The sequence below is a fragment of the Pseudomonas sp. S04 genome, from assembly GCF_009834545.1.
Lineage (GTDB): Bacteria > Pseudomonadota > Gammaproteobacteria > Pseudomonadales > Pseudomonadaceae > Aquipseudomonas.
Genome location: NZ_CP019427.1, coordinates 297,510 through 320,644 on the forward strand (window position 1 = coordinate 297,510; position 23,135 = coordinate 320,644).

A 23,135-nucleotide genomic window follows, 5' to 3' on the forward strand; every position below is an offset into this window, starting at 1 on the left:
CTGCGTCATCGTTGACGTTCTTCGCTGGCAAGCCAGCTCCTACAAAGTTCGGCGCACGCCACATACGAGTGTGAGGCAGTCACAATTGGTGCAATCACTCCACCGCGCTAGTCAGCTCAGGGTTACCAAAGCCTTTGAGCGTGGCATTGGACTTGGCGAAGTACTGGCTCCAGAAGCCTTCGAGGTTCTGGATCATCTTGCCGCTGCGGTAGCCGTTCTTGATCTGGGTGGGCACAAAGGCCGCCCCATGCACATAGACCCGGGCCCCGCCAAAGTCCGCCAGCAGGTTTTGCTTCTCGACCTTCGCCAGCTCCACGCCGGGATTGATCTCGCGGATCCCGTTGTTGGTGTAGAAGCTGCCGAAGTCGCTGTACTCGAGCATGTCGGACATCAGCAGGATGACGTTGTCGTCCACCCCTTCGGCGCTCTTGAGGTCGTCGCCGATGGACTTCAGGCTGAACAGGATTTCACTGCGCGGGATGTCCGAGCTGGACTTGCCCATGGCGCTGGCGAAGGCCTTGCCGAAGCGCTGATAGAAGACGGTCGATTGGCCCTTCATGCAGCTGTCGAACTTGCGGCTGGCCATCATCGGCACATCGCCGATTACGGCCGGGTCGATCGGCTTTTCCAGTTCGCCGGCAAACTGCAGGCGCGTGTAATGGCCGTCGAGGTAGGCGCTGAACGAGTACAGGCGCAGCTTGTCGCCGGGCTGCAGGAAGCGCTTGATGTGGCCCCAGGCGGTTTTCTGCAGGTCCTGGGTCAGCGGCGTGGTCTGGTCGACCACCACCGTCAACATGCGCCCGGAAGGCGCACTGCGAAACTGCTCGATCTTGGTCTGGGCGTAGCAGCTCGGCACATCATTGCGCTCCGCTGCCACCAGGGCAGCGGGCACGAATGCCAGAGCCAGCAGCAGGCTCTTGAACTTCATCAGACCTCCTGCTTATCGAGCATTTGCAGCTTGCGCGCGCGACGGATAGTGGCGGCGTCCACGCCTTTCTTGTTGGCCACGTAGTCGATGTCATCTTCATCGAAGGCGGTCAGGTCGCCGAAGGCGTTGTGGTCGAAACCGGTGGTCGACGCAGCGGCTGCGGGTGCTGGTGCGGCGACGGGCGCAGGAGCCGGGGTGGCTTCCACGGTGACGGCCACGACCTGGGCGACTACCGGTGCAGGGGCGGGAGCTGGAGCTGGAGCTGCTGTGGGCGCAGGCGCTGGAGCAACGTAGAAGATTTTCAGGGAGTTGAAGCTCTGCTTCAAACCAACCAACTCTGGATCCTTGTCATCGATCTGCTCAAGACGTGGCATGGCTTGGGCGATCAATTGGTTTATCTTCGCGTCGTCGCCGGCCTTAATGGCAGCATTCACATCGGCCATGATCTGATTGAGATAGTTCAGGATAAGTTGGCGAGCCTGAGTCCGGGTACCCGCTTCACCGTCTTTGATACCTTTGCGCGCGGCCTTGTCATCTTCCTCGTTGATGAAGGCCTTGAAGTTGCGGCTCGACAAGTCTTCGCGCAATTTTGTCTCGTCTTCACCACCAATGCGGAACACTTTCATTTGCAGGCCCTGCAGTGTGCCCAGTGAAGCCTGTGCATCGTTGGCGACGCTGCGGGCTTTTCTGGCGTGATAACGCATGTACTCATCGGCGCTGGAAAATTTGTGGACCAACTCCCAGGCCCTGCGTGAGTGAATACCGGCAAACCCGTAAATGTATGCCAGGTAAGTCGAGGTCGCCTGGATGAAGATAAACAGCCCGCTCAAGACGGCAAAGGTCACCAGGGATGCACGGTGCAGGGCATCGATCTGGTCTTGCGCCGATTTACCTGCCGCGCTATCGGACATCGCTTGCATGTCGTCCGGAAGTGGCACGCCATCGTTGCTCGGGAAGTCGTCAGCGGACTGGCTGATGGCAGGAGGGTTGGCAATCAGGTCGGTTTCCTGAGCGTTGAGGGTTTCGGTACGAACCCAGAAAGCCGCTGCCGCCAGGCCGATAATAAATACGCCATAACCGATAAGAACACCGAAGCTCTTGATGGGCATGCCGTCTTTCTTATCCACTTTGACCCGGTTGAGCATCTGCTGATACTCGGGCAGCTCGCTATCACTTTTGGTGTTGTCGAGGGTGATGACACCCTTGCCGGTGAAGTCGCCTTCGCTACCACTGCGGCGCAGGCTTTGGTAGGACATGATGTGATCGATGACGCTGTTTTTGTACAGCACCCGACCCGCGAACTCGGAGAGGAACAAGCCAATGATCGAGATCACCAGGCCGATGGCGAACGCACCGGCCATCGCGGTGTTTGGCGTGGCCAGGGTCAGGGCGAAGGGCGCCAGGGCAAAACCGAAGGCCGTGGCCTCGATCAGCATCAGGATGATAATCAAGCTCCACAAACCAAGACCTTTCTCGTGGCGACCATCCTCATGAATTTTGCCCAGGTAGTCCTGGTTGCGATGGAAGGCCGCTTCCGACGGTTGGTGATCGCGATAGTAGGCTTCGTAAAAATGGCACAACTCGCTTTCCGACGATAGAAAACCCAGGGCCTTGGGATTCTCTTCGGATGGGGCTTCCTTTGTGCCCGGGTTCTTGACCCAGTGGCGAATCCGGCCAAAACCCGGCATGCGAATGCGCAGGTTCATCCACCAGTATTTGAAGGATGACCAGTAAACAATGACCGGAATCGCCATCAGGGTGGTGAACACGACCGGAATGATCACATACCAGTACGCGGTAAAAAACGCGCGGAAAATCTCGAGCATGGGTGGGTTCCTCTCTACTTATCGACGCTTGGGAGTGAACTGAGCGACGTAAGCGTCACCCTGTTTCGGGTAATAGATTTCACCGGCGACTGCATTGCCGGCGCGTTTGTCGAACACGATATCGATGCAGCTCACCGGCGACTTTTGCTGATCGATCGCGAACACGCGGTACAGAATCTGGTTTTCACCTTCGTAGGTGTTGGCCACCGAGGCGTAGCTCGGGCTCTGCTTTTTCTGTGCGCCGGCGAAGTCGGTGATCAATTGCATCTTCGGTGCCTGGGCCACTTTGGCGCCGTCACGCAGCACGGCAATCGGGCCTACGGCCACGGAGTGACCGTTCACCGCAGTGGCCCATGGCTTGCCGTTCAGGCCAGGGAAAAACTCGGTGGTGGCGAATTCCTTCAGCGGCTTGTCGTCCGCCAGGCTCTTGACCTGACCCTCGATACGCGGCATGTCGGCAACGCAAGAACTGAGCGGGGCCGCAGCGTTGGCGGTGCCGATGATGGCGAAGGGCGAGCTTTTCGGGGTGATGCCCATGGCCAGTTGCGAGCGGGTATCGGTCACTGGACGGCCACCGAAGTCGACACCACCCTTGCCGCTGAGCGGCACGTTCGGCGAGCTGTCGGCAACCACGGGCGCTTTGAGCTCAGGTGCTGGCGCGGGTGCCTGGGCAACCGGGGCTGGGGTCTTGCTCGTGGGCTTGCTGGCCACGACCGCAGGCTTGCTCGAAGGCTTGGTAGTCGCCGGCTTGGCGGTAGTTGCAGGCGCAGTGCCATGGGCGAGGTACTTGGCGTTGCTGCGCTCATTGCGCACGCGCTCCACCAGCAGCTGCTCGCTCTGCACTTCGACGAACTCGACACGGCGGTTCTCGGTGCGCCCTTGCTCGGTGGCGTTGTTGGCCAGCGGACGCGATGCACCGGCGCCCTGGTAGTAAATGTTCTGACGGGGAATACCGACATCGGCAAGGATCTGGCCTACGGCGCGCGCGCGTTGTTCCGACAGCTTCTGATTGAAATCAGCCGAGCCGGTGGCGTCGGTATGTCCAACCACCAGGATTTTCTTGGTAGCGGGGGCCTTGTCCGCTTGCTTGTCTGTCAGTGCCGTCGCTAGCGACGTCAGTTGGCGACGACCGGCCGGAGTCAACTCTGCCGAGCCCACGGCAAACATCTCCGAAGACTGGACCTGGGCTTCAACCCCAACGGCTTGCAGTTTCGGCGCGGCGTTCGGGGTGGCGGCGACATTGGCGTTCAACTCATTGACCTGCATCACCAGGCCTTCCTGCTTGGCCACGGCCTGCAGTTTCTGCACCCGGTCGCGGTACAGCAGGGCCACACCACAACCGGCACCTGCGCCAGCGGTCCCGGCGACCACCATGTCCTTGCCGTCGCCTTTGGTCAGTACCACGACGGCCACTCCCACCAAGGCACCCACGGCGGCGCCCGTCATACAGGCGGTGGTCCCCGACGACTCGCCCATGTAATTGTCGATCTGCGCACAACCACTCAGGCCGACCGCTACCGCCACCGCAAGGGCCGTAGGTTTCACTCTTCCATTTACACGCATGCCAATGTCCTTTTCCCCATTCCTTTACCCGCCCATCAGACGGGAATTCTTGTCAGCCCAGCAGCTGAATGAGTGACGCCCCGCCGGCGATTGAAAATCCCCGCGGTGCTTGTTGATCGATCGCAGTGCGCGTCTTCGAAACCCTGCGGCCACAAACGACAGGCACACAAAAGCCCGAGCCGCGTGCAGTGCGCAGGACTCCAGGCAAAAAACAGGTGATGCAGTGACCCAGGCAAAAGCCCATGGAGGGGAATATCCGTATAAGTGCCAGGCGTTAAAGGCCGGGACGTCCGTGTTCGTAGGTGCCGCGTAGAGGCGACAAATCTAGCACATCACAGCCGTCAGCTATTGGATCGAGGGTAATGGGCACATGATAGAGCGAAAATGAACAATAGTGGCATTGTGATATGTTGAAAAACGACAAATCTGACTTTTGACAGACTTTGGTGGTTGCGGAGGTGGGGGAGAAGGGGGGAATGGAGGTTGGCATAAGGCTAAAACGAAAAAACCCGCCAGAAGGCGGGTTTTTCGGGGGAGGGCAGAGATTTTGAAAGCCTTCTCTGGAACCTTGTATGGTGCCGGCACCAGACGAACGGTTGCATGGCGCGAGGTTAGGTTTTCTGTGGGACTGGAACTCGATGGAAAATTTGGTGTACCCCAACTAGTAACTATAAATAAATCAGCTAGTTATGGCGCTCAGTGGAATCGAACCCGGGATCATTTTCGCGCTATCGTCCTACACGTAAATGCTCCAGAGCAGCATATGGCCAGGCGAACCTGCTGAGTTCGAACGTTGCTGATTATTACCGCCATGGATAATGGGCAGGAATCAGTTGAAAGCGGTCAGGCACACGTGCCGGCTTCAGACCAATAGGTGCTGGTTAGCACTAATAAGAATCGGGCATTAGCGAATGACCAGCGGAACCGGTGTCTAATGGGTCGTAGCGCAGTTGAGCCCCAGCTTTCGGTGCAATTAAATTCACTTCGGAATTCTGTACCGGAGTGACATTCAAAAAAACCAATTGCCTAGTTATCTAGTTTGCTATGGAGCCCTTTGTGCACTCGTTCTACAAATATGCGAAGTTCGTCCAGGCGGTTGTCGCTAAGCGATATATTTGATAGTAGCTTATTTACAAACTTAGGTCCGTGTGATCCAATTTCTGGGCAAAAATTTTCAATCTCTCCGACAGGAACTAGAAATATCCCAACTTCTTCCAGTTTATCTCGGAGATTATTATAATCTCGCTGGGCATCCCCGTTAGGTATCGCTCGTGTACCGTATTTCTTGATCTCCGCCCAAGGCTTACCTTGTTTCATTGCTTCAGCAATGTCTCCTTTTGGAAGATCACCGTCACCAGAGCTGTTTAATATCATGATTACTTCTTGCTTGATTTGCTCTACTGTTTTTGCCTTGATGCCATTCCGCACAGCCGTATCGACGCGAGCCCATAGAGGTTCGATTTCATCCCAAAGACCGCCAAATGCTGTGACTGTTGACCTAACTAAATCACGCTCAGACAAGAAGTCAATATCAAATACTGCTTTCACTGGCACGCCTATCTTTCTTAGAACTCCAGCAACCTTAGGAATGCCATGCTTTCCACCGGTAGGCACATAGGCTGTATCTTTCCACTGCTCGATGGAGCCAGCAGACAAATGATCCGCAATTGAGTTAATTAACCTGCAATCACTGTCATCTTCGCAAATTATGGTCTGCTCGTGAAAAATACCTTCAAGCGCGTTTGAGTAACGAAGTTCCGGTTTTTCCCAAAGCTCCTTTATCACTTCCGGAGATGCTTCTGAGACTATGTTTACGATTCCTTCACGGCGGATGCGTAAAATACGTACATCCCCTTGTGTCCCTTCCAAAAAACCGCGCAAGATATCGCTGCTATGGGTTGAAACTATTAATTGCCCACTAACTTCAGACGAAAGGGTTTCACCTAGGCGCCGCATTTGCGGTGGGTGTAGGAAAGCTTCTGGCTCATCAATCAAAGTAACATTTCGATCTGCCACGACGGCTTCAAATAGAATGCCGGCGTAGCTTTTCATTCCGTCACCCTGCTTATCTAACAGTGGGTTTTGACGGATGGCGTTTACATACGAATCGCCTACACGATCAACTGTTCCCTCAAGTTTAGGAGGCTCCCCTACGTGAATCGGAAGGCGGCTTCCTCCTCGAAAATCGAACATTAGTTCCTTGCCAAATGCTCGCTTAAAAAGCCCACTTATTTTCTTCATCAAAGCTTCGTCGTCATACAGAACATGCTGTGGCTTTGATTTTTGATCGCCGGGTGAAATGCTCTGCTGTTGTTCGCATACCATTAATCGATCATCGGCTGCAATTTTTTTTATAAATCCTGGCGATAGACCGTGGATTAGGTACGGATATTCCCAGAACTGAATATGGCTTTCGGGAACTTGCCAATCTTTGTGGCGATACGTCCCATTTACATAGTCTGCTTCTTCTACCAAAAACTTACGGAATTCTTCTGTGCTGCATGATTTTGAAATTTCGATCTCTGATATGACTATTGCTTGCTCGTTTTTTCCGCTGTCACAGATGGCCAGAATGTCGCGAAGAGATTGCGATTTTCCGCTATTGTTAGGGCCGACCAATATTATTTTTTCATTCGGACCAAGGGAGAAATTACTGCCGCCTGAAAACACTAGTTTAGATATAGATACAATAGGTTTGTTCGGCAAAGTTACTAGCTCCGACATTAGATTTTCCTTTATGTTTTTTTGCAAAATTCTGCACGCTTAAATTATATAGTTAAACTATGGTCAGTAAAAAATATATGAGTGTAAAGGGTGTAAAGGGGACGGATTTATTTTTTAGACCACGGGCTCGCCGGCTGGCGTGCCGCTGATGTCACCCATAGCGAAGCCATCTACGCCGCCTTGGAAAAGGGGACATGGAAAAGGGGACAGATTTATTTCCTTGATCAATCCCCCCTGAATTTGAACGTTGTCGATCATCTCTTTTGTAGAGAATAGTCAGAAATCCGCCAAAAGCTGCCGTGGCGACAGGCGACAGGCGACAGGCGACAGGCGACAGGTGACAGGCGGCCAGAGGCGGCCGCTAGAAGGAGTTTACGAATCTATGGCCGATTCAGTAAGTAACGCTCATTTTAGCGTCCGTGAAAACTTCAGGAAAATACGCGCAACTCTACATTTGTAAATGACCTAGCTCCGCACCGTTGGCTCTGATAGCGTTTTGCTACGATGTACCATCAGGGAGGGAATACAGTGGACGTTCAAGCAGAAATTCGTACATGGCTGTTAAAGCAAAATGACTGGCTACAAGAGGCCGCTGACAGGCTTCTGAAAAATGGAGAGCTGAGTCCGGCGGACATTACAGCCCTAGTGGCCATCATCAAGACTCCAGCAGGCCAAAAACCTACTAAGCACCGCGGCTTTGTGGAGTTGACCAACAATCCAAAGGTAGGAGATGAGCTACGGCTGGTTCGAATCGCCGAGGTTGTCGGGATCGAAAATCTGGAGCCCCGTGTTCCACTTGAATTTGGCAGCGCGAACCTCACCGTGATCTACGGTCACAACGGATCAGGTAAATCCAGCTATACCCGCATTCTCAAAAAGATATCGGGCAAGCCAAGGGCCGTTGACCTGAAAACCAACGTATTTAAGGCCGCACCGGCACACAGCAAATGCAGTATCACCTCTCAGCTCAACGGCGTAGAGAGCTTGCATGAGTGGAGCGTAGAAGGCGATGCCGTCGACACACTGCGAGGCATCGACATCTTCGACAGTGACGAGGCCAGCCATTATCTGACAGCTGAAAGCGCAGCGACCTACATCCCTCCCGTCATCAGTCTCTTTGAGAAGCTCGCTTCTTCGGTCGAAATGGTTCGGCAGACTCTAGAGTCCGAGCAAGACAAACTGGTCAGCGCATTACCCGTGCTCCCATCGATTTACGGCGCAACTCCCTCCAAAAAGCTGTACAGCGAGCTCGGTAAGTTGTCCGTGGCTGAACTTGAAACGGCCCTACGTTGGGCCGCCGAAGACGAGCGTCGGCTTTTAGACCTAGTGGAACGCCTCAAGACCGAAGATCCCTCCGCGCTGGCACAACAGAAACGACGCACCAAGGTCGAGCTCCAGAAGATCATCAGTGCACTCCAGCAAGCGTCTACTGCTTTTGGGGTCGATAACATCCAGGCGCTGCGCCTCCTCAGACAGGATGCGGTGTCCAAACGACAAATTGCTGTCGAGGGCGCCAAGGTAAAGTCAGCCGCGCTTGAAGGGGTGGGTACCGCCACATGGCGTGCGATGTGGGAGGCTGCCAGGCTCTATTCCGCAACGCCATATCCAGAAATTGTCTTTCCGGCGACTGCGGATGCACGGTGCGTGCTATGTCACCAAGAACTGTCTGAAGATGCGCAGCAGCGTTTGAAGGACTTTGAATCCTTCGTGCACGGCAAGCTTGAGTCGGATGCCAAGACCGCTGAATCAACGTACAAAGCGAGTCTTGATCAACTGCCAGGCATCACCTCTGAACAAGATATGCAGACCCAGTGCCAGGCTGCCGGCGTGACAGATGAGGCTTGGTGGAATTACCTCAAAGGATTCTGGCAGCAAGCGCTTTCAGCCAAAAACGCTCTGAATACCCATGAGGTCGGCCAGCCTGCAACCCCAGTTCACGGAGTCGATGAAGCCATCATTAAGTTGACGGTTTATCTAGATGAACTGGAAGCGACCGCCGCCCAATACGATCAGGATGCTCTGGGCTTTGATAGAGCGCAGGCGTCGAACCAAAAGCTCGCGCTGGAAGCCAAGAAGTGGATTACAGAGCAAACTGCGGCAATTGGTATTGAGATCGATCGCTTGCGTAAGGTGAAAGACTATGAGTCCTGGAAAGGGTTAGCAGGCACCCGGGCGATATCGATGAAATCAGCAGAAGTGACCCAGGCCGTCGTCACCGAGGTGTACGTTGAACGCTTCAATCGTGAGCTCCTGGCACTCGGCGCAACCCGTATACAAGTCGAATTGGTCAAGACCAGAACTCGCAACGCCAAGGTACTGCATCAGCTCAAGCTCAAAGGTGCTCAAAACGGCCGTGCCATGCCCGACAGTGTCTTGAGTGACGGGGAACGTCGTATTATTTCCCTTGCGGCATTTCTGGCCGATGTCTGTGATAAGCCGGGAGCGGCCCCTTTCTTATTTGATGATCCTATCTCCTCTCTCGACCATGACTTCGAGTGGTTTGTGGCATGCCGCCTCGTTGAGCTTGCCAAAACCAGGCAGGTGATTGTGCTCACTCACCGATTGTCCCTTTACGGAATCCTGGAAGATCTGGCACGAAAAGAAGGTGATAGGTGGAAAGCAGATCACCACCAGCCTATGTGTATCGAAGCCTACGCTGGTGTTGCGGGCCACCCGGCAGACCAAGACGTTTGGAACGCCAATACAAAAAAGGCCAACAACATGTTGATCAGTAAGCTGGATACCGCGCGCAAGGCGGGTGAGACGGGGGGGCTGCGGCCTACCGGATGCTCGCCCAAGGAGTTTGCAGTGAGTTTCGCAAGCTGATTGAGCGATCAGTTGAAGAGGATTTGCTCAACAAGGTCGTGCTCCGGCATCGGCGTAGCATTACCACCGATAACCGTCTGCATGCTATCCAGGGCATTTTGCCACAGGACTGCAAACTGATTGATACATTGATGACCAAGTACAGCTGCTACGAACACAGTCAATCTAGTGAAATCCCCGTGTTTATCCCGGATGAGCCAGAGCTGCGTCAGGACTTGGAAACACTCAAGGCATGGCGTGACGGTTTGACCAAGCGACGCGCTGAAGTGGCTTAGTCGAGTAATAGCTAGTGCAGGGAGCAAAGCTCTCCAACGATACGCCCAGGTTGATTCCAAGCCTACCAGCGAGCATTAAAATAGGTTAGATAAAGGCGCTCCTCGGAGTGCCTTTATTGTTGATTGGTGAGATCGACCTCCAATCACGACGCGATACGAATACCCGTCGCTCCATAGCGTTGCTTGAGATCTTGATCCACCTCTGCTACGAAGCGTTCGGGGCGCACACCCAACAAAGTTGAAGTCAGCTGCTGGACGGCTTCAACATTTTTAGCTCTAAGCGTCTGAGTTTTAACCATTTGCACCGTCAATACCAGGTTCTCTGGCTCCAAGAAGTCGAAGATCAACTTTTGCTGAGCCCCGAACTCCCGCTCAATCACTGAAAGCGCACCAAGCTCGCGAAAGATCGCCTCGGTTTCAAGCAGTTCAGCCTTGGTCAGGCGCTTCTTGGTAGGAATTGCTTCGAATCGATGGAGAAAGGAGTAAAGTTTTTCTTGGTAGCTTTGCGCATCCAAATCCAGCCAAAGTCCCAGGCCTTTAAGGAATCCACAAATGTGTGGATACCACCGGCGTTCAACGGCGTCCTTGCCTTTTGCCGTTTCGTCTTTCTTGGTGATCTGGTATTCCCACGTTATCTGGAAAGAGTTGCGACGCCAGCGCTCCAAAAGATTTTCAAAAACCGCCTCAGGAAAAGCTTCACGGATTCGGAATATTTGACTTTCTAGGTGGCGGAGCTGTTTCAGGGCGTTTTTGACACGTGTAATCAGTTCTGTTCGGTCCTTAATCCTTTCGTTTATTTGGTGGGCTCGGATAGAAATACGCTCTGCGGAGCCCAGCTCTAAAAGGGCCTTCCTGACTTGGTCGTCATCAAGACCTAGATGGTTGAAGGCGCAGCAGTTGCCAATCAACACCCGTTGCCCGTTTATGCACTCCACCGCAAATCCATGAGAGTGCTCTTGCCCACACCGACTACCCTTCTTAAGAAACTGACACTGTGCTTCTGATTTGATCAAATGATAGGAGCGTAAAGGACGGCTGTAGGTTTCTTTCGACAACAGACAATCGAAATCAATAGCGAAAAGACTTTTGATTTCATCGAGATACCTGATTTCGTGAGTGGCTGTGCTAGATGACGACATGGGCTACTCCACAAGGCATGGGGCGAGGCTTGACCATCGAAGCATGATGTTATCGTCGCATCAGTGGTTATGCAACCAGCCTGTCTAAGCGTACAGTTAGTGTTTTATGAAACCAGGTCCGAGGCCTCGATCCCCAAAAGAGAGCTGCTCCAGATACGGTTGTGCCTAGGCGGATCCGCCCCGCAGCGTCTTGCGGCCAGCGGCGTTTTGCAGATGACAGTCCTTACACACGGCTTGTAGCGTCGCGCTCTGATGCGCCTGTAGCGTGTGGGCGAGAGCGGAGTTGTCTACAGGTAATGTGAAAGGTTGGTCGCTCCACCAATCGAAACCACGAAATGCGTTGCGAAACTCAGAAGTTGTCATAAGCTGCATCGCCTGACGGGCTATCAATTGGAATTCGGGACTCACGTGATCCACTTCGGTAGAGGGAAGAGCTCCACAACGCTCACAGATCGGAAACTCAAGCCTCCGAGCGGATAAAAAGGGCGCTGATGCCAGGCGCAGTGCAGATTGAATCCATTCATTTTGATCTCTTGGATCTAAGCATTGAGACCAAGACACCTTATGCCATATACCTGGATCAAACAGACCATAAAAGTCATAGCCGCCACCAGGTCGATACAGCATGCGGAACTGGCTCGGCCGCAGATCGTGGACAGAGCAGTAGTAGTGCTTTTCGGCGATAAGATCTGAGATCAAGTCGTCTTGAAAGACCTCCTCAAGCTCCCGCTCTTTCAGTCGCAACCGGATACAGGCTCGCAACTGAGTCTTGGTCATCCCTGCAAAAAAAGCTGCGCCTCGTTGCATGCTCTTGTCTCCCTATCATGATGGCCCACTGTAGCCGTCAAGCCACTTTGACGCACGTGTGACGTCTTAATAAAGACCGTTTCCGGTTAGCTGCTTGCAGTCTCGATATGTCGGGCGGTAAGCGTGCGGTCAGCAATGTATCGGAGTGTTCAGGGGTAGTTACGCAGTTAGTCGCGGAGGTATACATTCCTGGTTGGTGCAGCCAAAAGCAGCAAAGAGGGGACAGATTTTATTTGACTCTCGACAGGCGAGAGTAGACCAAGAACTGACAGTAACGGCCGACCGCTGTGGATCAACCGAATACTGGGCTCCAGCAGTGTTTAGAAGTCGTATAGGTTTCGAGTGAATTGTTAACGCTCATCTAACGCAGACCTAATAGCGGAAGAGAAGCGGGCCATAGCGTTCTTATCCGTTGTTAAAGCATCTCTCAATCCGCAGGAAATTTCTAGCTGAAGGCCTTGCCCTTTGGTCCCACGATTACAAATGTTATTTTTGTCGTGCCCTTGAATGCTCGTATCGTTATGTTGACTTGCAGTGAAACCTGCGGCTTTAAGATGGCAGATCATTGACGCACAAAGCTGGTCAGCCAAGCCTCCGACGTTGACGAAATGTTTATTCCCTTTTTGGCCATGAAAGGTCACAACCACCTGAGCTGACTGGGCAACATCGATTCCTTGTGGCTCGTCAAAGCGTGAACTTGTGATATGCAGGTGTCGATTGCTGCGCGACTTGCAACCTTCAAACAAATAATACGTGAGATCTTCCCCGGCGACGCTCCTGCATATCTCCGATGTTCCAGGCTCGATCTTTCCGGCGTGAGGAGCAATTAAAGCTACTGCACTGCCTTTCGGTCTCACCACGATGCGATAAGCGCCATCAGGCTCAGATGTTGAGAGTTCTGCAAAAGTGACGTACTTGTCGGACATGGGCTCGGATACCTGAATGGGCGAAGATCGATTCATCAGTCTAGCCACTATCTAGCTTTCTACCGAGTCGCCTCTGCTTTCTGAACACATCGAACGTCTGCTTCTGGCCCAGAGTGTGTAAAAACGCTTCGCCAAAAATGAAGTGTACGCGTCTGTGCTAAATCTGAAATTTATCGCACGTCAGCAGATGTGGATTTCGCGTAGAAGCGCGATTTCCAGTCCAGTTTTGAGTACCTGTCGCGCTCAAAACGTTTTTACACACCCTCGGCCGTTTTCTGACCTTCGTTTAGCGGTTGAACTGCCAGGGTTTTCCTAGGCGATGAGTGAGTAATTGCATGGTCAGCAAGTAGTAATAGCGCGTCGAGTCAGTGCGCTGTTTTAGGTGGTGATTCAAAAACCACTCAAGGTGTTTTCTCTGCCAAGTCCATGGATTGTCGCGTTGCCAGCGCTCAGCTATTGCTGTTTGGATAGTCTTCGCCTGACGAAGGTGGCGTTGGCGCGTGGTGTGAGACCCAGTCAGGACGCCCGCCAAGAACAGCTCCGTATCGAATGGCTTGCTCATGTTCGACCACCGATATAAGCCGATACCACGTCGATACGGCCGTGCCCCAGCTCATAGCTGATTTGTACTCGGGCCTCCTGATCTAGGCGTCGGTCGAGTTGATAGCAATGGCCACCGTTGATGGGTGCGGGGTAGTGGGTGATTTTTTCATAGCGTTCGCACGCATAGGCTGCCCGCAATTCGTGGAAGCCTTTGAGGTCGTGCTTATGGATGATGTCCCGTGCGGGACGGACGATTCCCTGCACAAAATCGAGGTAGCTTTCGTTCGGTGCAAGCAGGTTGCAGCTACCGTCGAGCAAGACCTGTTCGGCAAACTTCAGTGCGTCGACAATATGATTATCTACCGTAATCCAGCGAGGTGCTGACGCGCCTGAACGGCCACCTTTGGTGCCGTCCTGGATGTTGATTCTGCCAAGTTGCTCTGCTTCACGTTGCAGCCGGGGCAGGTTGGCCAAAATGGCCTCGCGCACGCGCATGCCGGTGGCTCGCGCCAGCTGGGCGATGGCCGCCGCACGCGGCATTTGGTGTTCGCAGAGCACGTCGACGATCCGCTTCACGTGATCGCGGTCTTGGCCTTGCGGCACCGAGCGACGAACACTGTTCCGCCGCATTCCCAGCGTCTTGCTCGGACTCGGCACTTTCACATACTGATCACCGCGAAGTGCGGCCATGGTTCGGTTTACGCTGGACAACCGGTTTTGCGCGGTGGCGATGCTGATAGCGCCTTGTTCAACTTGGTGACGCAGATGACCGGCGTAGTCCAGCAAGGTCCGCCAATCAATTTGCCTCGCATCGTTAAACCCGGGCCCATCCTCAGACCGACACCATCGTACAAATGCCAGCTAACGATCACTGTGCGCTTTGACGGTCCCGTAATGCCCTCCGCCGAACATGTCTTTTAACGCCTGCGGCCCGGCATAACTCAGTTGCCGGCCATAGCCAAAATTGCGCCCGCCACGTTTACCTACCAGTGCCATGATCGAACTCCTCTCGAAGCCAAAAAGTTTCAAACCTTCCTCACGTCATCCCGCCACGAATGTTGAGTGTTATCAGGGATCAAGGCCCCTGCGACCTGTGAGGGTTGTCCTCTAACGCAGGACTGGCGGCTCTTTACGACCGGGAGCTTGGGCATCTCATGATCTGACCTCCTGAACACTTCCAAAGAAGTGGGCGGGTGGAGGCTGCACTGGCTGACGAGACCAATGCCGCGAGATCCTGAGTCGAGTGAAGGTAGTGATGCGATGACCGGGGCATGCCTGACTGTCAGTCAGGTGCAGTCCATTCCGTAGGCTGCGGCACCATCATCGGCATCGCTGTTGCTGGTGACTTCGGCGTTTGTCACGCCGATTGTCACGAGGAGAGTTGCGGCAAAGCCATGTACGACATGGGCTGCAGCAGCGGTAGGAGCGCCCGTCTCTTTCCGGGAGAAAGAGACGGGCGCCGGTTGGCGCAAGGAAATGGCCAAGCGGGTAGGTTGCTGCAGGGCAGCTATGAAAGGGGATGAGTTGCCGCAGTGGGCACACTGATAAAAGTAGGCATCCATCACATCGCTGTGACCATGCGAGCCGCCGGACGCTAATCGCACTTTGGGAGAACCACCACGGTGTGGCGTAGCCTTAAAGATTCTGGCTACCTGGGTTGCTGTCAACGACAGCGCTTTGCCCTATCTTTTCTACGCCTGTGGATAATTTGGGTCAAGGCTCGAGTTTTCGGGAGTCCTGCGGCTGTGGATGAAATTATCCACCGGTGGAGATCAGTGGTTTTCCACAGACAGTTGCGTGGGCTTTAGTTTTTTTAAGTGAGGTCCATCCAAGCAGGGCGGCTTTGCAGCCCTGTTTGGATGGACCCGCGTGGACAAGCGGATCATCGAGATTTCGAGAACGTACGCTTACTTTGCTGCGCCGCGATTGGCTTTTGGCCGTGTGACATTCGTGCAGAGTCGTGAGGAGTGACATCCTCCTGCTGATGGGTGACTGGAAATCGGCTCCACCAGTTCATGATTAGTCTCCGCTCGTCGAGTTGCGTGCGACTATGGAAGACTGAGTACAATCCCCGCACGTATGTCTTTTCTTCGACCTTTTGCAGCTACGTGAAGCAGGCTGATCATTTAGGAAGTCTTTGATGTCACTCAATCCCCACACCCTTGAAGACCTGCCCTCGCTGGTGGAATCTGTCGAGCTCGAATGCAAGCTCGCTCAGGGGCAGGATGGGAAGGGAGAGTTGCCTAAGGATTTCTGGTTAACCTACTCCGCTTTTGCTAACACTCAGGGTGGGGTAGTACTGCTTGGCGTGCGCGAGAAGGATGGGCGGTTCAGCGTTGCAGGTCTATCAAATATCGAGAAAGTACGTACTGACCTGTTCAATACCCTCAACAATCCGGCCAAGGTCAGTGTCAATCTGCTGACTGACCGGGAGGTGGTCGTCAGAGAGCTGGAGGGCAAGCAGGTACTTGAAGTGAAAATCCCGGCGGCTTCGCGTAAGCAGAAGCCGGTATTTCTCAATGGTCAGCCGCTAGGTAACACTTATCGTCGATTACATGAGGGTGATCGGCGTTGCTCTGAGGAAGATGTTCGCCGCATGTTCGCAGAGCAAGTGGAGGACTGTCGGGACGAGCGGATTTTGCCAAATTACGACTTCGCAGACATCGATCCGGACAGTCTGCGTATCTACCGCCAGATGCTTGGCGACATAAAGCCAGGCCATCCAGCGCTGGAGCACCAAGGGATTGAGTTTCTCCGACAGATAGGCGGCTGGCGAAAGGACCGCGCGAACGGAGTCGAAGGGCTGACTCTGGCAGGTTTACTGATGTTCGGACGCTGGCTTTCGATCCAAGAGAGTGTGCCGCATTACTTTGTGGACTATCAGGAGCGGCCGCAGGCCAAAACAGAACTACGTTGGGTGGATAGACTCGTCCCTGATGGAACCTGGTCAGGAAATCTGTTTGATTTCTACCGGCGGGTTTATCGCAAGTTGGTTGAGGACCTAAAGGTACCGTTCGTTCTCAAAGGTGATCAGCGCCAGGATGACACACCGGTACATGAAGCTCTGCGCGAGGCTTTGGTTAATACCTTGGTCCATGCCGACTATACCGGGCGGGTTTCTGTGTTAGTCGTGAAGCGTCCTGACTTGTTTGGCTTTCGCAATCCTGGCGGCTTACGTTTACCCCTTGAGCAGGTGTTGCAAGGTGGTACCAGCGATTGCCGGAACAGGCTAATGCACCAAATGTTTCTTCTTATAGGCCTTGGCGAGCGTGGTGGTTCTGGGGTTCCAAAAATCTACAGCGGGTGGCGCAGCCAGCATTGGCGACCGCCAGCCCTTTATGAAAAGCCCGAGCCCGAGCAAACCCTTCTTGAGCTTCGCATGTTGGACTTGCTTCCTGAAGGGGTGGTGGAGCAGTTACGAGAGCGATTTGGGGTTCGTTTCGAGAGCTTGGAACATACTGCCAGGTTGATTTTGGCCACGGCCGCGATTGAGCGGGTGGTCAGCCATAATCGTCTCCTTGAGATTTGTGATACTCATGCTCATGACTTGAGCCAACTGCTTGCGCGGTTGGTACGCGAGGGATTCCTTGTGCCCGACGGGCGCTCACGGGGCATGATTTATCACCTGCCGGGTGAGCAACTGCCTACGCCGGAGCAAGTGTTCGCAGGTCCGCTGCAGAGCTCCGAACATTACGCCGGCAGCTCCGAACATAACGGGGCTAGCTCCGAACATAACGCAGGTAGCTCCGAACATAAGGTCGAGCTGGATATGCAGCGAAACGATGATGGCTGTTTATTGAGCAATCATATTGACGCGCCGCTGATCGATGATTTGGACAGGCTTGATGCAGGGTTTCGAGAAAAGCTCGAAATACTGGCTGAGGAGCCGCGCAATCGAGAGCGCATGCAAAAGGATCGTATGCAACAGGTGATTATCACCCTATGCAAGGAGCACTATCTGACGCTCAACGTTTTGGCTAATTTGGTAAAGCGCAGTCCAGATGCCCTCCGTCAGCAGTACCTGAATGGAATGGTGAAAAGTAGGCAGATTCAGTTGGCATTTCCGTCCAAGCCGACTCATGAAAGGCAGGCGTACAAAGCGCACATGGGTGGACAGGACGAGGAGTAGGTTAACGGCCTACTCCCTCTAGCGGCTTTTCGCCTTGAGCCGCGTGACGTTCGCCCCGGTCTGGTTCGCAAATTCGTGTGGAGTGACATGCTCCTGTTGATTCGCCTCAAGGTACCGGCTCCACCAGTTCATGATCAGCCTCCGCTCCTCGATGAATTCTGCCTTGTGGATGTAAGCGGCGCGGACGTTATTGCGCTCCTTGTGGCTCATCTGCCGTTCAATGGCTGTCTCCGACCACAATCCTGACTCGATCAGTGCGCTGCAGGCCATCGAACGAAATCCATGCCCGCAGATATCGGTTTTGGTGTCGTATCCCATCGTCCGAAGCGCGTTGTTCACCGTATTTTCGGACATGGGCTTCCAGGGTTTGGCATCCCCTGCGAAGACCAATGCGAATTTGCCTGTGAGTGCATGGATTTTTTCGAGTAGCGCCACTGCTTGCGGCGATAAGGGTACTAAATGGATATCCCCTGCCATCTTCGTACCCCTTGTGGAAAAGGGTACTCCCTCCAACGCGGGTCGAGTGTCCGGTATCTCCCAGACGCCGCGCTTGAGGTCGAACTCGCTCCAGCGGGCGAAGCGCAGCTCGCTGGAGCGTACAAACACATGCAGCGACAGCATCACCGTCAGACGGGTAAGTGCCCGGCCTTTATAGGTGTCGATCCGCTCCTGCAGTTCCGGCAGTCGCGATAAGGGTAGAGCGGGGCGATGTACCACCCGCGGGGCTTTGATCGAGCCTTCGAGGTCGTAAGCAGGGTTTATGGTGATAAGCCGGAGGCGCTTTGCCTCGCGCATGATGCTCTGCAGGTAGTTTTGTACCCTTAAAGCAACGTCGATCGTTCCGCGCTTCTTGATCGCTTCCAAGGGCTGCATGAGGTCATGGGTGTCGAGATCAACAATGGCGCGGGCGCCGATCAGCGGGAATACGTGGGTTTTGAGGCGGCTCATCACAGTCCTGGAATGGCCTGGTGCCCACTTGGCCGACATTTCCGTATGCCAGCCGAGCGCAACGCTTTCAAAGGTTCTGCCTTTGATTACGGCTTCCGCCTTGGCTTGGTGCTTGGTCTCTATAGGATCAACGCCATCCGCCAGCATTCGCTTGACTTCCAAGCGCTTGCGGCGCGCATCGGCGAGGCCAACCACGGGGTAACTGCCGAACGAGGTCAGTCCTTCGCGTCCGTCAGGTTTGACGTAACGGAGCCGCCAGCCTTTGCGGCCATTGGGTTGGACTAGGAGACAGAGGCCATCGCCGTCGAAAAGCTTGTAGGCGCGGTCTGTAGGTTTTGCCAAGCGGCAAGCTGCGTCGGAGAGCGGAGCAGTGGTGCGCGACATAAGGGTACTCCCCCTTTATCGAATTACCTTACCCCTAACACTACCCCTAAAACGGTTGGAATCCACCAGTTTCTGACGGAAACCGATGGAACGCTAAAACGAAAAAACCCGCCAGAAGGCGGGTTTTTCGGGGGGGTCAGAGATTTTGAAAGCCTTCTCTGGAACCTTGTATGGTGCCGGCACCAGGAGTCGAACCCGGGACCTACTGATTACAAGTCAGTTGCTCTACCAACTGAGCTATACCGGCGTGTTGGGCGACGATTATAGCGATTGCTTTGCGTCTGTAAACCCCTGAATTCTGACTATTTTTGCGTAGCGCTCAGGGTCAGGCCCTGCGCAGCACTTTCTTGAGCTTTTCTACGGCTCGCCAGGAGCGGCTGTTGCGCAGGGCGTGGAGTTCGGCTTCGGCACGGTCGGCGCGTTGGCGTTCGTTGTGCAGGGCGGTTTCCAGGTCGGTCAGGGGGTAGCTGAAGCTGTGTCCGTAGCAGAACTGGAACTCGTCGAGGTTGCACGGGGCCAGTTCGAATGCGCCCTTGAAGTGCAGGTGTTCTTCGGCCAGGTAGAAGGTGTTGAGGCCGTCAAACAGTACCGAGTGGTAACCGGCGTCGAGCAGCAGTTGTTCCCAGGTCTGGTCGCGGGTCCAGGGGGTTTCGATGAGGATGATCCAGGGGCGCCATTGGCTGAAGTCCATGCCGCGCAGCACGGTTTCCTCGTGGCCTTCGACGTCGATCTTGAGGAAGTGGATCGGGCCCTTGACGTGTTCTTCGCAGATCGAGGTCAGGGTGCGGGAGTCGACGGTATGGCTGCGCACGTCCATGCCAGCGTCGCGGTGCTGCTTGGCGACGCTGGCTTCCACTGTCGACAGGCCGGTGTCGGCGATGGCGTAGAAGGTCAGGGCCTCGGCGTTTTCACCGGCCACGCATTGCAGGTTGATGTCTTTGGGCCGCTCCTGGCACAGGGCGTCGTGGTAGACCTGCACCGGCTCGATGTTGATGCCGGTCCAGCCGCGTTCATAAAACGCCTTGGTGACCGAGTCCACGGTGGGCTGATTGGCGCCGACGTCGATGTAGAAGCCGTTTTCGAAGTGCTTGAGGGCGCGCCACAGGCGAATGTCTTCGAAGTTCTGTGCATAGGAAATGAACGTCACTGGCGCTTCCTGTCAGTCGGCTACGGCGATTCATGGCACCCGCTGGGCGCCCGATGAATGTGTATAGCAACTGCATCTGATGCGCGCAATTGTTGGCATGTTAGAGGCCGGGATTCGGCAGTTATGTCCTTTGGTTTTAAAGCTTATGCACAACTGGCAGTTGTCTGGCGCTCTGGATGACGGATTTTTTGCAGGAATTCTCAACAAATCGCAACTGGCTGTTTTTTCGTTCGTTTTTTAATGTGAACAAAAAATGACCAAGGGCCTTTTAGCCCTAAAAGCCTTGGATCCAAAGGCCCAGATGGATTTTCATCAACAGAGTTATCCACAGGCTGCGCTGCGACAAAATGCCCCTTAATGGCGCTCGGCTAGCAGCAGCAGGTTGCGCGGCGTCAGCGCGCTTTCGCAGAAGGTGCCGAGGCGAACCTGGTAGCCCTGGGATTCGAGAAATAACGCGCGGTCGAGGACCAGCCACAGTTCCAGTGGGCGGCGGAACAAGCCGCGTACCAGTTCCAGGTTGCGCACTTCGGCCAGGCGTTGCCAGCTTGCGGCTTCCAGTGCCAGCCAGTCCTGGGTGCCGACTGTGGATAAGTCTTTGAGTGCGGCGAGGTCGCGGCAGTAGTCGGCGAAGGGTTTGTCCAGCCAGGCGCTGGGCAGTGACGGCGTCGGCAGGTACTGGTCCAGCCCGCGCAGTTGTCGTTGCAGCAGGTCGAAGCCCAGGCGGCGGGCCATGGAGCTGTCGCGCAGGCGTCGGACCCGGGCGCCGGCGGTCACGGTTTCGTTGAGCGGCAGGGCCAGGTCGTCCAGGGAAAGCTGCAGGCTGGAGGCTTTGCCGGCGCTGGACAGGGCTTGGTATTGGCTGGCCTGGGTGCGGTTGTAGCAGCACGGGGCGATGGCCAGTTGCGGGCAGCCGGCGGCGCTCGCCAGTTGCAACAGGCGCACGTGCAGGTCGCCACAGGCGTGCAGGGCCACTGGCGTCAGGTCGGCGCTGACCTGGGCCGCTGCATCGGCTGCCAGCACGTCTTGCTGCCGATGCCGGGCAGTCAGCCGATGGTGCTGACTCAGGGCCTGGCCGCTGGCGATCAGCGCCGGGTCATGCTCGAGGCAGGTCAGTTGCTGGCCGGCTTGCAGCAGGCGGCGGCCCAGATGGCCCTTGCCCGCACACCAGTCCAGCCAGTGCCGGGGTTGTTCGGCGAACTGCAGGCAGGCGGCAAAGGCTTCGATCTGCTGCCATTTGCGCCCCGGGACGTCGACGTTCAGGCGCGGCGCGGCGGGTTGGATGGCATTGGCAGGGAATTGCGCGAGCACGCTGAGGGCCGCCGACTGCGCCGCCAGCGCCGGGAAAGGTGCCGGGGCGAGTAGCTGTTCGGGATGGTTGTGGTGGTCTTCGGCGTGTTGCAGCGAGCGCTGGCGCAACCACTGGGCCAGTTGCGGGTGGGTGGTTTCCCACGGCAACTGGCGCTGGGTAAACGGGCGCGGGCGCCAGAGTGCCTGGTGCTCGCTCAGGAAGGCATCGAGGGCGTTGAAGCGGGCGAGCAACTGCTCGCCCGTCAGCACCGACGGCTCAGCGTCCCTGGCAGGCATCGACGCGCAACCAGCGCTCCAGCAGCTTGAAACCCCGGACCAGGACGTAGGCCATCAGCAGGTAGAACATGCCGGCGGCGAAGAAGATCTCCACCGGCAGGTAGGTACGGGCAATGATGGTGCGAGCCATGCCGGTCAGTTCGAGCAAGGTCACGGTACTGGCCAGGGCGCTGGCCTTGAGCATCAGGATCACTTCGTTGCTGTAGGCCGGCAGGCCGATGCGCGCGGCACGCGGCAGGATGATGTAGAACAGCGCCTTGGGCCGCGACATGCCCAGTGCCCGGGCGGCTTCGATTTCCCCCGGGGGGATGGCCTGGATCGCGCCGCGCAGGATCTCGGCGATGTAGGCGGCCGTGTGCAGGGTCATGGTGGCGGTGGCGCACCAGAACGGATCGCGCAGGTATGGCCACATCGCGCTGCTGCGCACCGCGTCGAACTGCGCCAGGCCGTAGTAGACCAGGAACAGCTGCACCAGCAGGGGCGTGCCGCGGAAGAAGAAGATGTAGGCGTAGGGCAGGGCGCGCACGTACCAGAGCTTGGACGATCGGGCGATGCCCAGCGGAATGGCCAGCAGCAGGCCGAGGATGACCGCGATGGCCACCAGTTCCAGGGTCAGGGTAGCGCCTTGGGCCAGCTTCGGCAGCCACTTGATGATCACTTCCCAGTTCATTGGTTGCTCCGGGCAAAGCCGCGAGCGGCGCGTTTTTCCAGCAGGTGCATGCCGGTCATGGCGATGACGGTCAGCCCCAGGTACATGAAGGCGGCGACCATATAGAAAGTGAACGGCTGTTTGGTCATGGTCACGCCGTTCTGCGCGTGACGCATGATTTCTTCCAGACCGATGACCGAGACCAGGGCCGTGTCCTTCATCAGGATCATGAACAGGTTGCCCAGCCCCGGCAGGGCGATACGCCACATCTGCGGCATGATCAGCCGGGTGAAGATCCGCCATTTCGACAGGCCCAGGGCCACACCCGCTTCGCGGTGGCCCTTGGGAATGGCCAGGATCGCCCCACGGAACACTTCCGTGGCATAGGCGCCAAAGCACAGGCCGAGGGCGATCACGCCGGCGGCAAAGGCATTGAGCGCCAGGTCAGGTTTGCCGAAAAACTCGCCGAGGGCACGCATCAGGTTGACGGTGCCGAAGTAGATCAGCAGCACCCACAGCAGTTCCGGGATGCCGCGTACCAGGGTCGAGTAGGTGCCGCCAAGCCACTGCAGTGACTTGTACGGGGAAGTCTTGGCCAAGGCGCCGAGCAGGCCGAGCACCAGCCCCAGGCTTAAGGCCGTGAGAGCCAGTTTGACGGTCATCAGCGCGCCAGCGGCGAGCGCCGGGCCGAATCCTTGGAGTTCGATAATCATGGAGGTCTATTCAAGTTGCAGCAG

The 23,135-nt window shown here is 55.6% G+C and carries 16 protein-coding genes, 1 tRNA gene and 1 pseudogene; 3 read left to right on the forward strand and 15 right to left on the reverse strand.

Annotated elements, in window-relative coordinates; all coding sequences use genetic code 11:
* Nucleotides 1-94 precede the first annotated feature (94 nt).
* The 4 genes from PspS04_RS01255 to PspS04_RS01270 all read right to left on the reverse strand — a co-directional run bounded on the left by PspS04_RS01255 (nt 95) and on the right by PspS04_RS01270 (nt 7,041).
* A complete protein-coding gene (locus PspS04_RS01255; protein ID WP_237234952.1) occupies nt 95-928 on the reverse strand; it encodes a hypothetical protein in 834 nt (277 codons plus the stop codon).
* Nucleotides 928-2,754 carry a hypothetical protein gene (locus PspS04_RS01260; protein WP_159993166.1) on the reverse strand — a complete coding sequence of 609 codons (1,827 nt, stop codon included), beginning with the start codon at nt 2,752-2,754 and terminating at the stop codon, nt 928-930. The genes PspS04_RS01255 and PspS04_RS01260 overlap by 1 nt, the downstream gene beginning before the upstream one ends.
* Nucleotides 2,755-2,772: 18 nt before the next feature.
* Nucleotides 2,773-4,317, reverse strand: coding sequence for an OmpA family protein (locus PspS04_RS01265; protein ID WP_095167416.1), 1,545 nt, complete (start codon nt 4,315-4,317; stop codon nt 2,773-2,775).
* Between the two features lie 1,026 nt (nt 4,318-5,343).
* Nucleotides 5,344-7,041: an ATP-dependent nuclease gene (locus PspS04_RS01270; RefSeq protein ID WP_159993168.1), complete on the reverse strand. Its 1,698-nt coding sequence runs from the start codon at nt 7,039-7,041 to the stop codon at nt 5,344-5,346.
* A 528-nt stretch (nt 7,042-7,569) separates the two neighbouring features.
* Between PspS04_RS01270 and PspS04_RS01275 the strand changes: the two genes are divergently transcribed.
* Together PspS04_RS01275 and PspS04_RS27595 are read left to right on the forward strand one after the other, a co-directional pair.
* Entirely contained in the window at nt 7,570-9,867 is a 2,298-nt protein-coding gene (locus PspS04_RS01275; RefSeq protein WP_237234953.1) for an AAA family ATPase, read from the forward strand.
* A complete protein-coding gene (locus PspS04_RS27595) occupies nt 9,828-10,142 on the forward strand; it encodes a hypothetical protein (protein WP_237234954.1) in 315 nt (104 codons plus the stop codon). The genes PspS04_RS01275 and PspS04_RS27595 overlap by 40 nt, the downstream gene beginning before the upstream one ends.
* Nucleotides 10,143-10,285: 143 nt before the next feature.
* Here the strand turns inward: PspS04_RS27595 and PspS04_RS01280 are convergent, their stop codons facing one another.
* The 5 genes and pseudogenes from PspS04_RS01280 to PspS04_RS01300 form a co-directional block, all read right to left on the reverse strand.
* Nucleotides 10,286-11,281: a hypothetical protein gene (locus PspS04_RS01280; protein ID WP_159993170.1), complete on the reverse strand. Its 996-nt coding sequence runs from the start codon at nt 11,279-11,281 to the stop codon at nt 10,286-10,288.
* 165 nt (nt 11,282-11,446) lie between these two features.
* Nucleotides 11,447-12,088 (reverse strand): hypothetical protein, encoded by a 642-nt coding sequence (locus tag PspS04_RS01285; protein ID WP_159993172.1) that lies wholly within the window; start codon nt 12,086-12,088, stop codon nt 11,447-11,449.
* A gap of 350 nt (nt 12,089-12,438) precedes the next feature.
* Complete coding sequence (locus tag PspS04_RS01290; RefSeq protein ID WP_159993174.1) at nt 12,439-13,014, reverse strand: poly-gamma-glutamate hydrolase family protein; 576 nt, start codon at nt 13,012-13,014, stop codon at nt 12,439-12,441.
* Between the two features lie 286 nt (nt 13,015-13,300).
* The gene (locus PspS04_RS01295) at nt 13,301-13,576 is read right to left on the reverse strand and encodes a hypothetical protein (RefSeq protein WP_159993176.1); all 276 of its coding nucleotides are present in this window, start codon (nt 13,574-13,576) and stop codon (nt 13,301-13,303) included.
* Nucleotides 13,573-14,553: pseudogene (locus tag PspS04_RS01300) on the reverse strand (integrase domain-containing protein). Before PspS04_RS01300 ends, PspS04_RS01295 begins: the two are co-directional and overlap by 4 nt.
* A gap of 1,144 nt (nt 14,554-15,697) precedes the next feature.
* Here PspS04_RS01300 and PspS04_RS01310 point away from each other — a divergent pair.
* Entirely contained in the window at nt 15,698-17,686 is a 1,989-nt protein-coding gene (locus PspS04_RS01310; RefSeq protein WP_159993180.1) for an RNA-binding domain-containing protein, read from the forward strand.
* Between the two features lie 18 nt (nt 17,687-17,704).
* On the opposite strand, the gene PspS04_RS01315 is transcribed toward PspS04_RS01310, so the two are convergent.
* From PspS04_RS01315 to PspS04_RS01340, 6 genes are all read right to left on the reverse strand, one after another.
* Complete coding sequence (locus tag PspS04_RS01315; protein ID WP_159993182.1) at nt 17,705-19,018, reverse strand: tyrosine-type recombinase/integrase; 1,314 nt, start codon at nt 19,016-19,018, stop codon at nt 17,705-17,707.
* A gap of 171 nt (nt 19,019-19,189) precedes the next feature.
* Nucleotides 19,190-19,265 (reverse strand) — tRNA-Thr (locus PspS04_RS01320).
* 78 nt (nt 19,266-19,343) lie between these two features.
* Nucleotides 19,344-20,165: an FkbM family methyltransferase gene (locus PspS04_RS01325; RefSeq protein WP_159993184.1), complete on the reverse strand. Its 822-nt coding sequence runs from the start codon at nt 20,163-20,165 to the stop codon at nt 19,344-19,346.
* 354 nt (nt 20,166-20,519) lie between these two features.
* Nucleotides 20,520-21,749, reverse strand: a complete 1,230-nt coding sequence (locus tag PspS04_RS01330) for a methyltransferase (RefSeq protein WP_159993186.1) — start codon at nt 21,747-21,749, stop codon at nt 20,520-20,522.
* Complete coding sequence (locus PspS04_RS01335; RefSeq protein ID WP_095167402.1) at nt 21,730-22,419, reverse strand: ABC transporter permease; 690 nt, start codon at nt 22,417-22,419, stop codon at nt 21,730-21,732. The genes PspS04_RS01330 and PspS04_RS01335 overlap by 20 nt, the downstream gene beginning before the upstream one ends.
* Complete coding sequence (locus PspS04_RS01340; protein WP_159993188.1) at nt 22,416-23,111, reverse strand: ABC transporter permease; 696 nt, start codon at nt 23,109-23,111, stop codon at nt 22,416-22,418. Before PspS04_RS01340 ends, PspS04_RS01335 begins: the two co-directional genes overlap by 4 nt.
* Nucleotides 23,112-23,135: the final 24 nt, after the last annotated feature.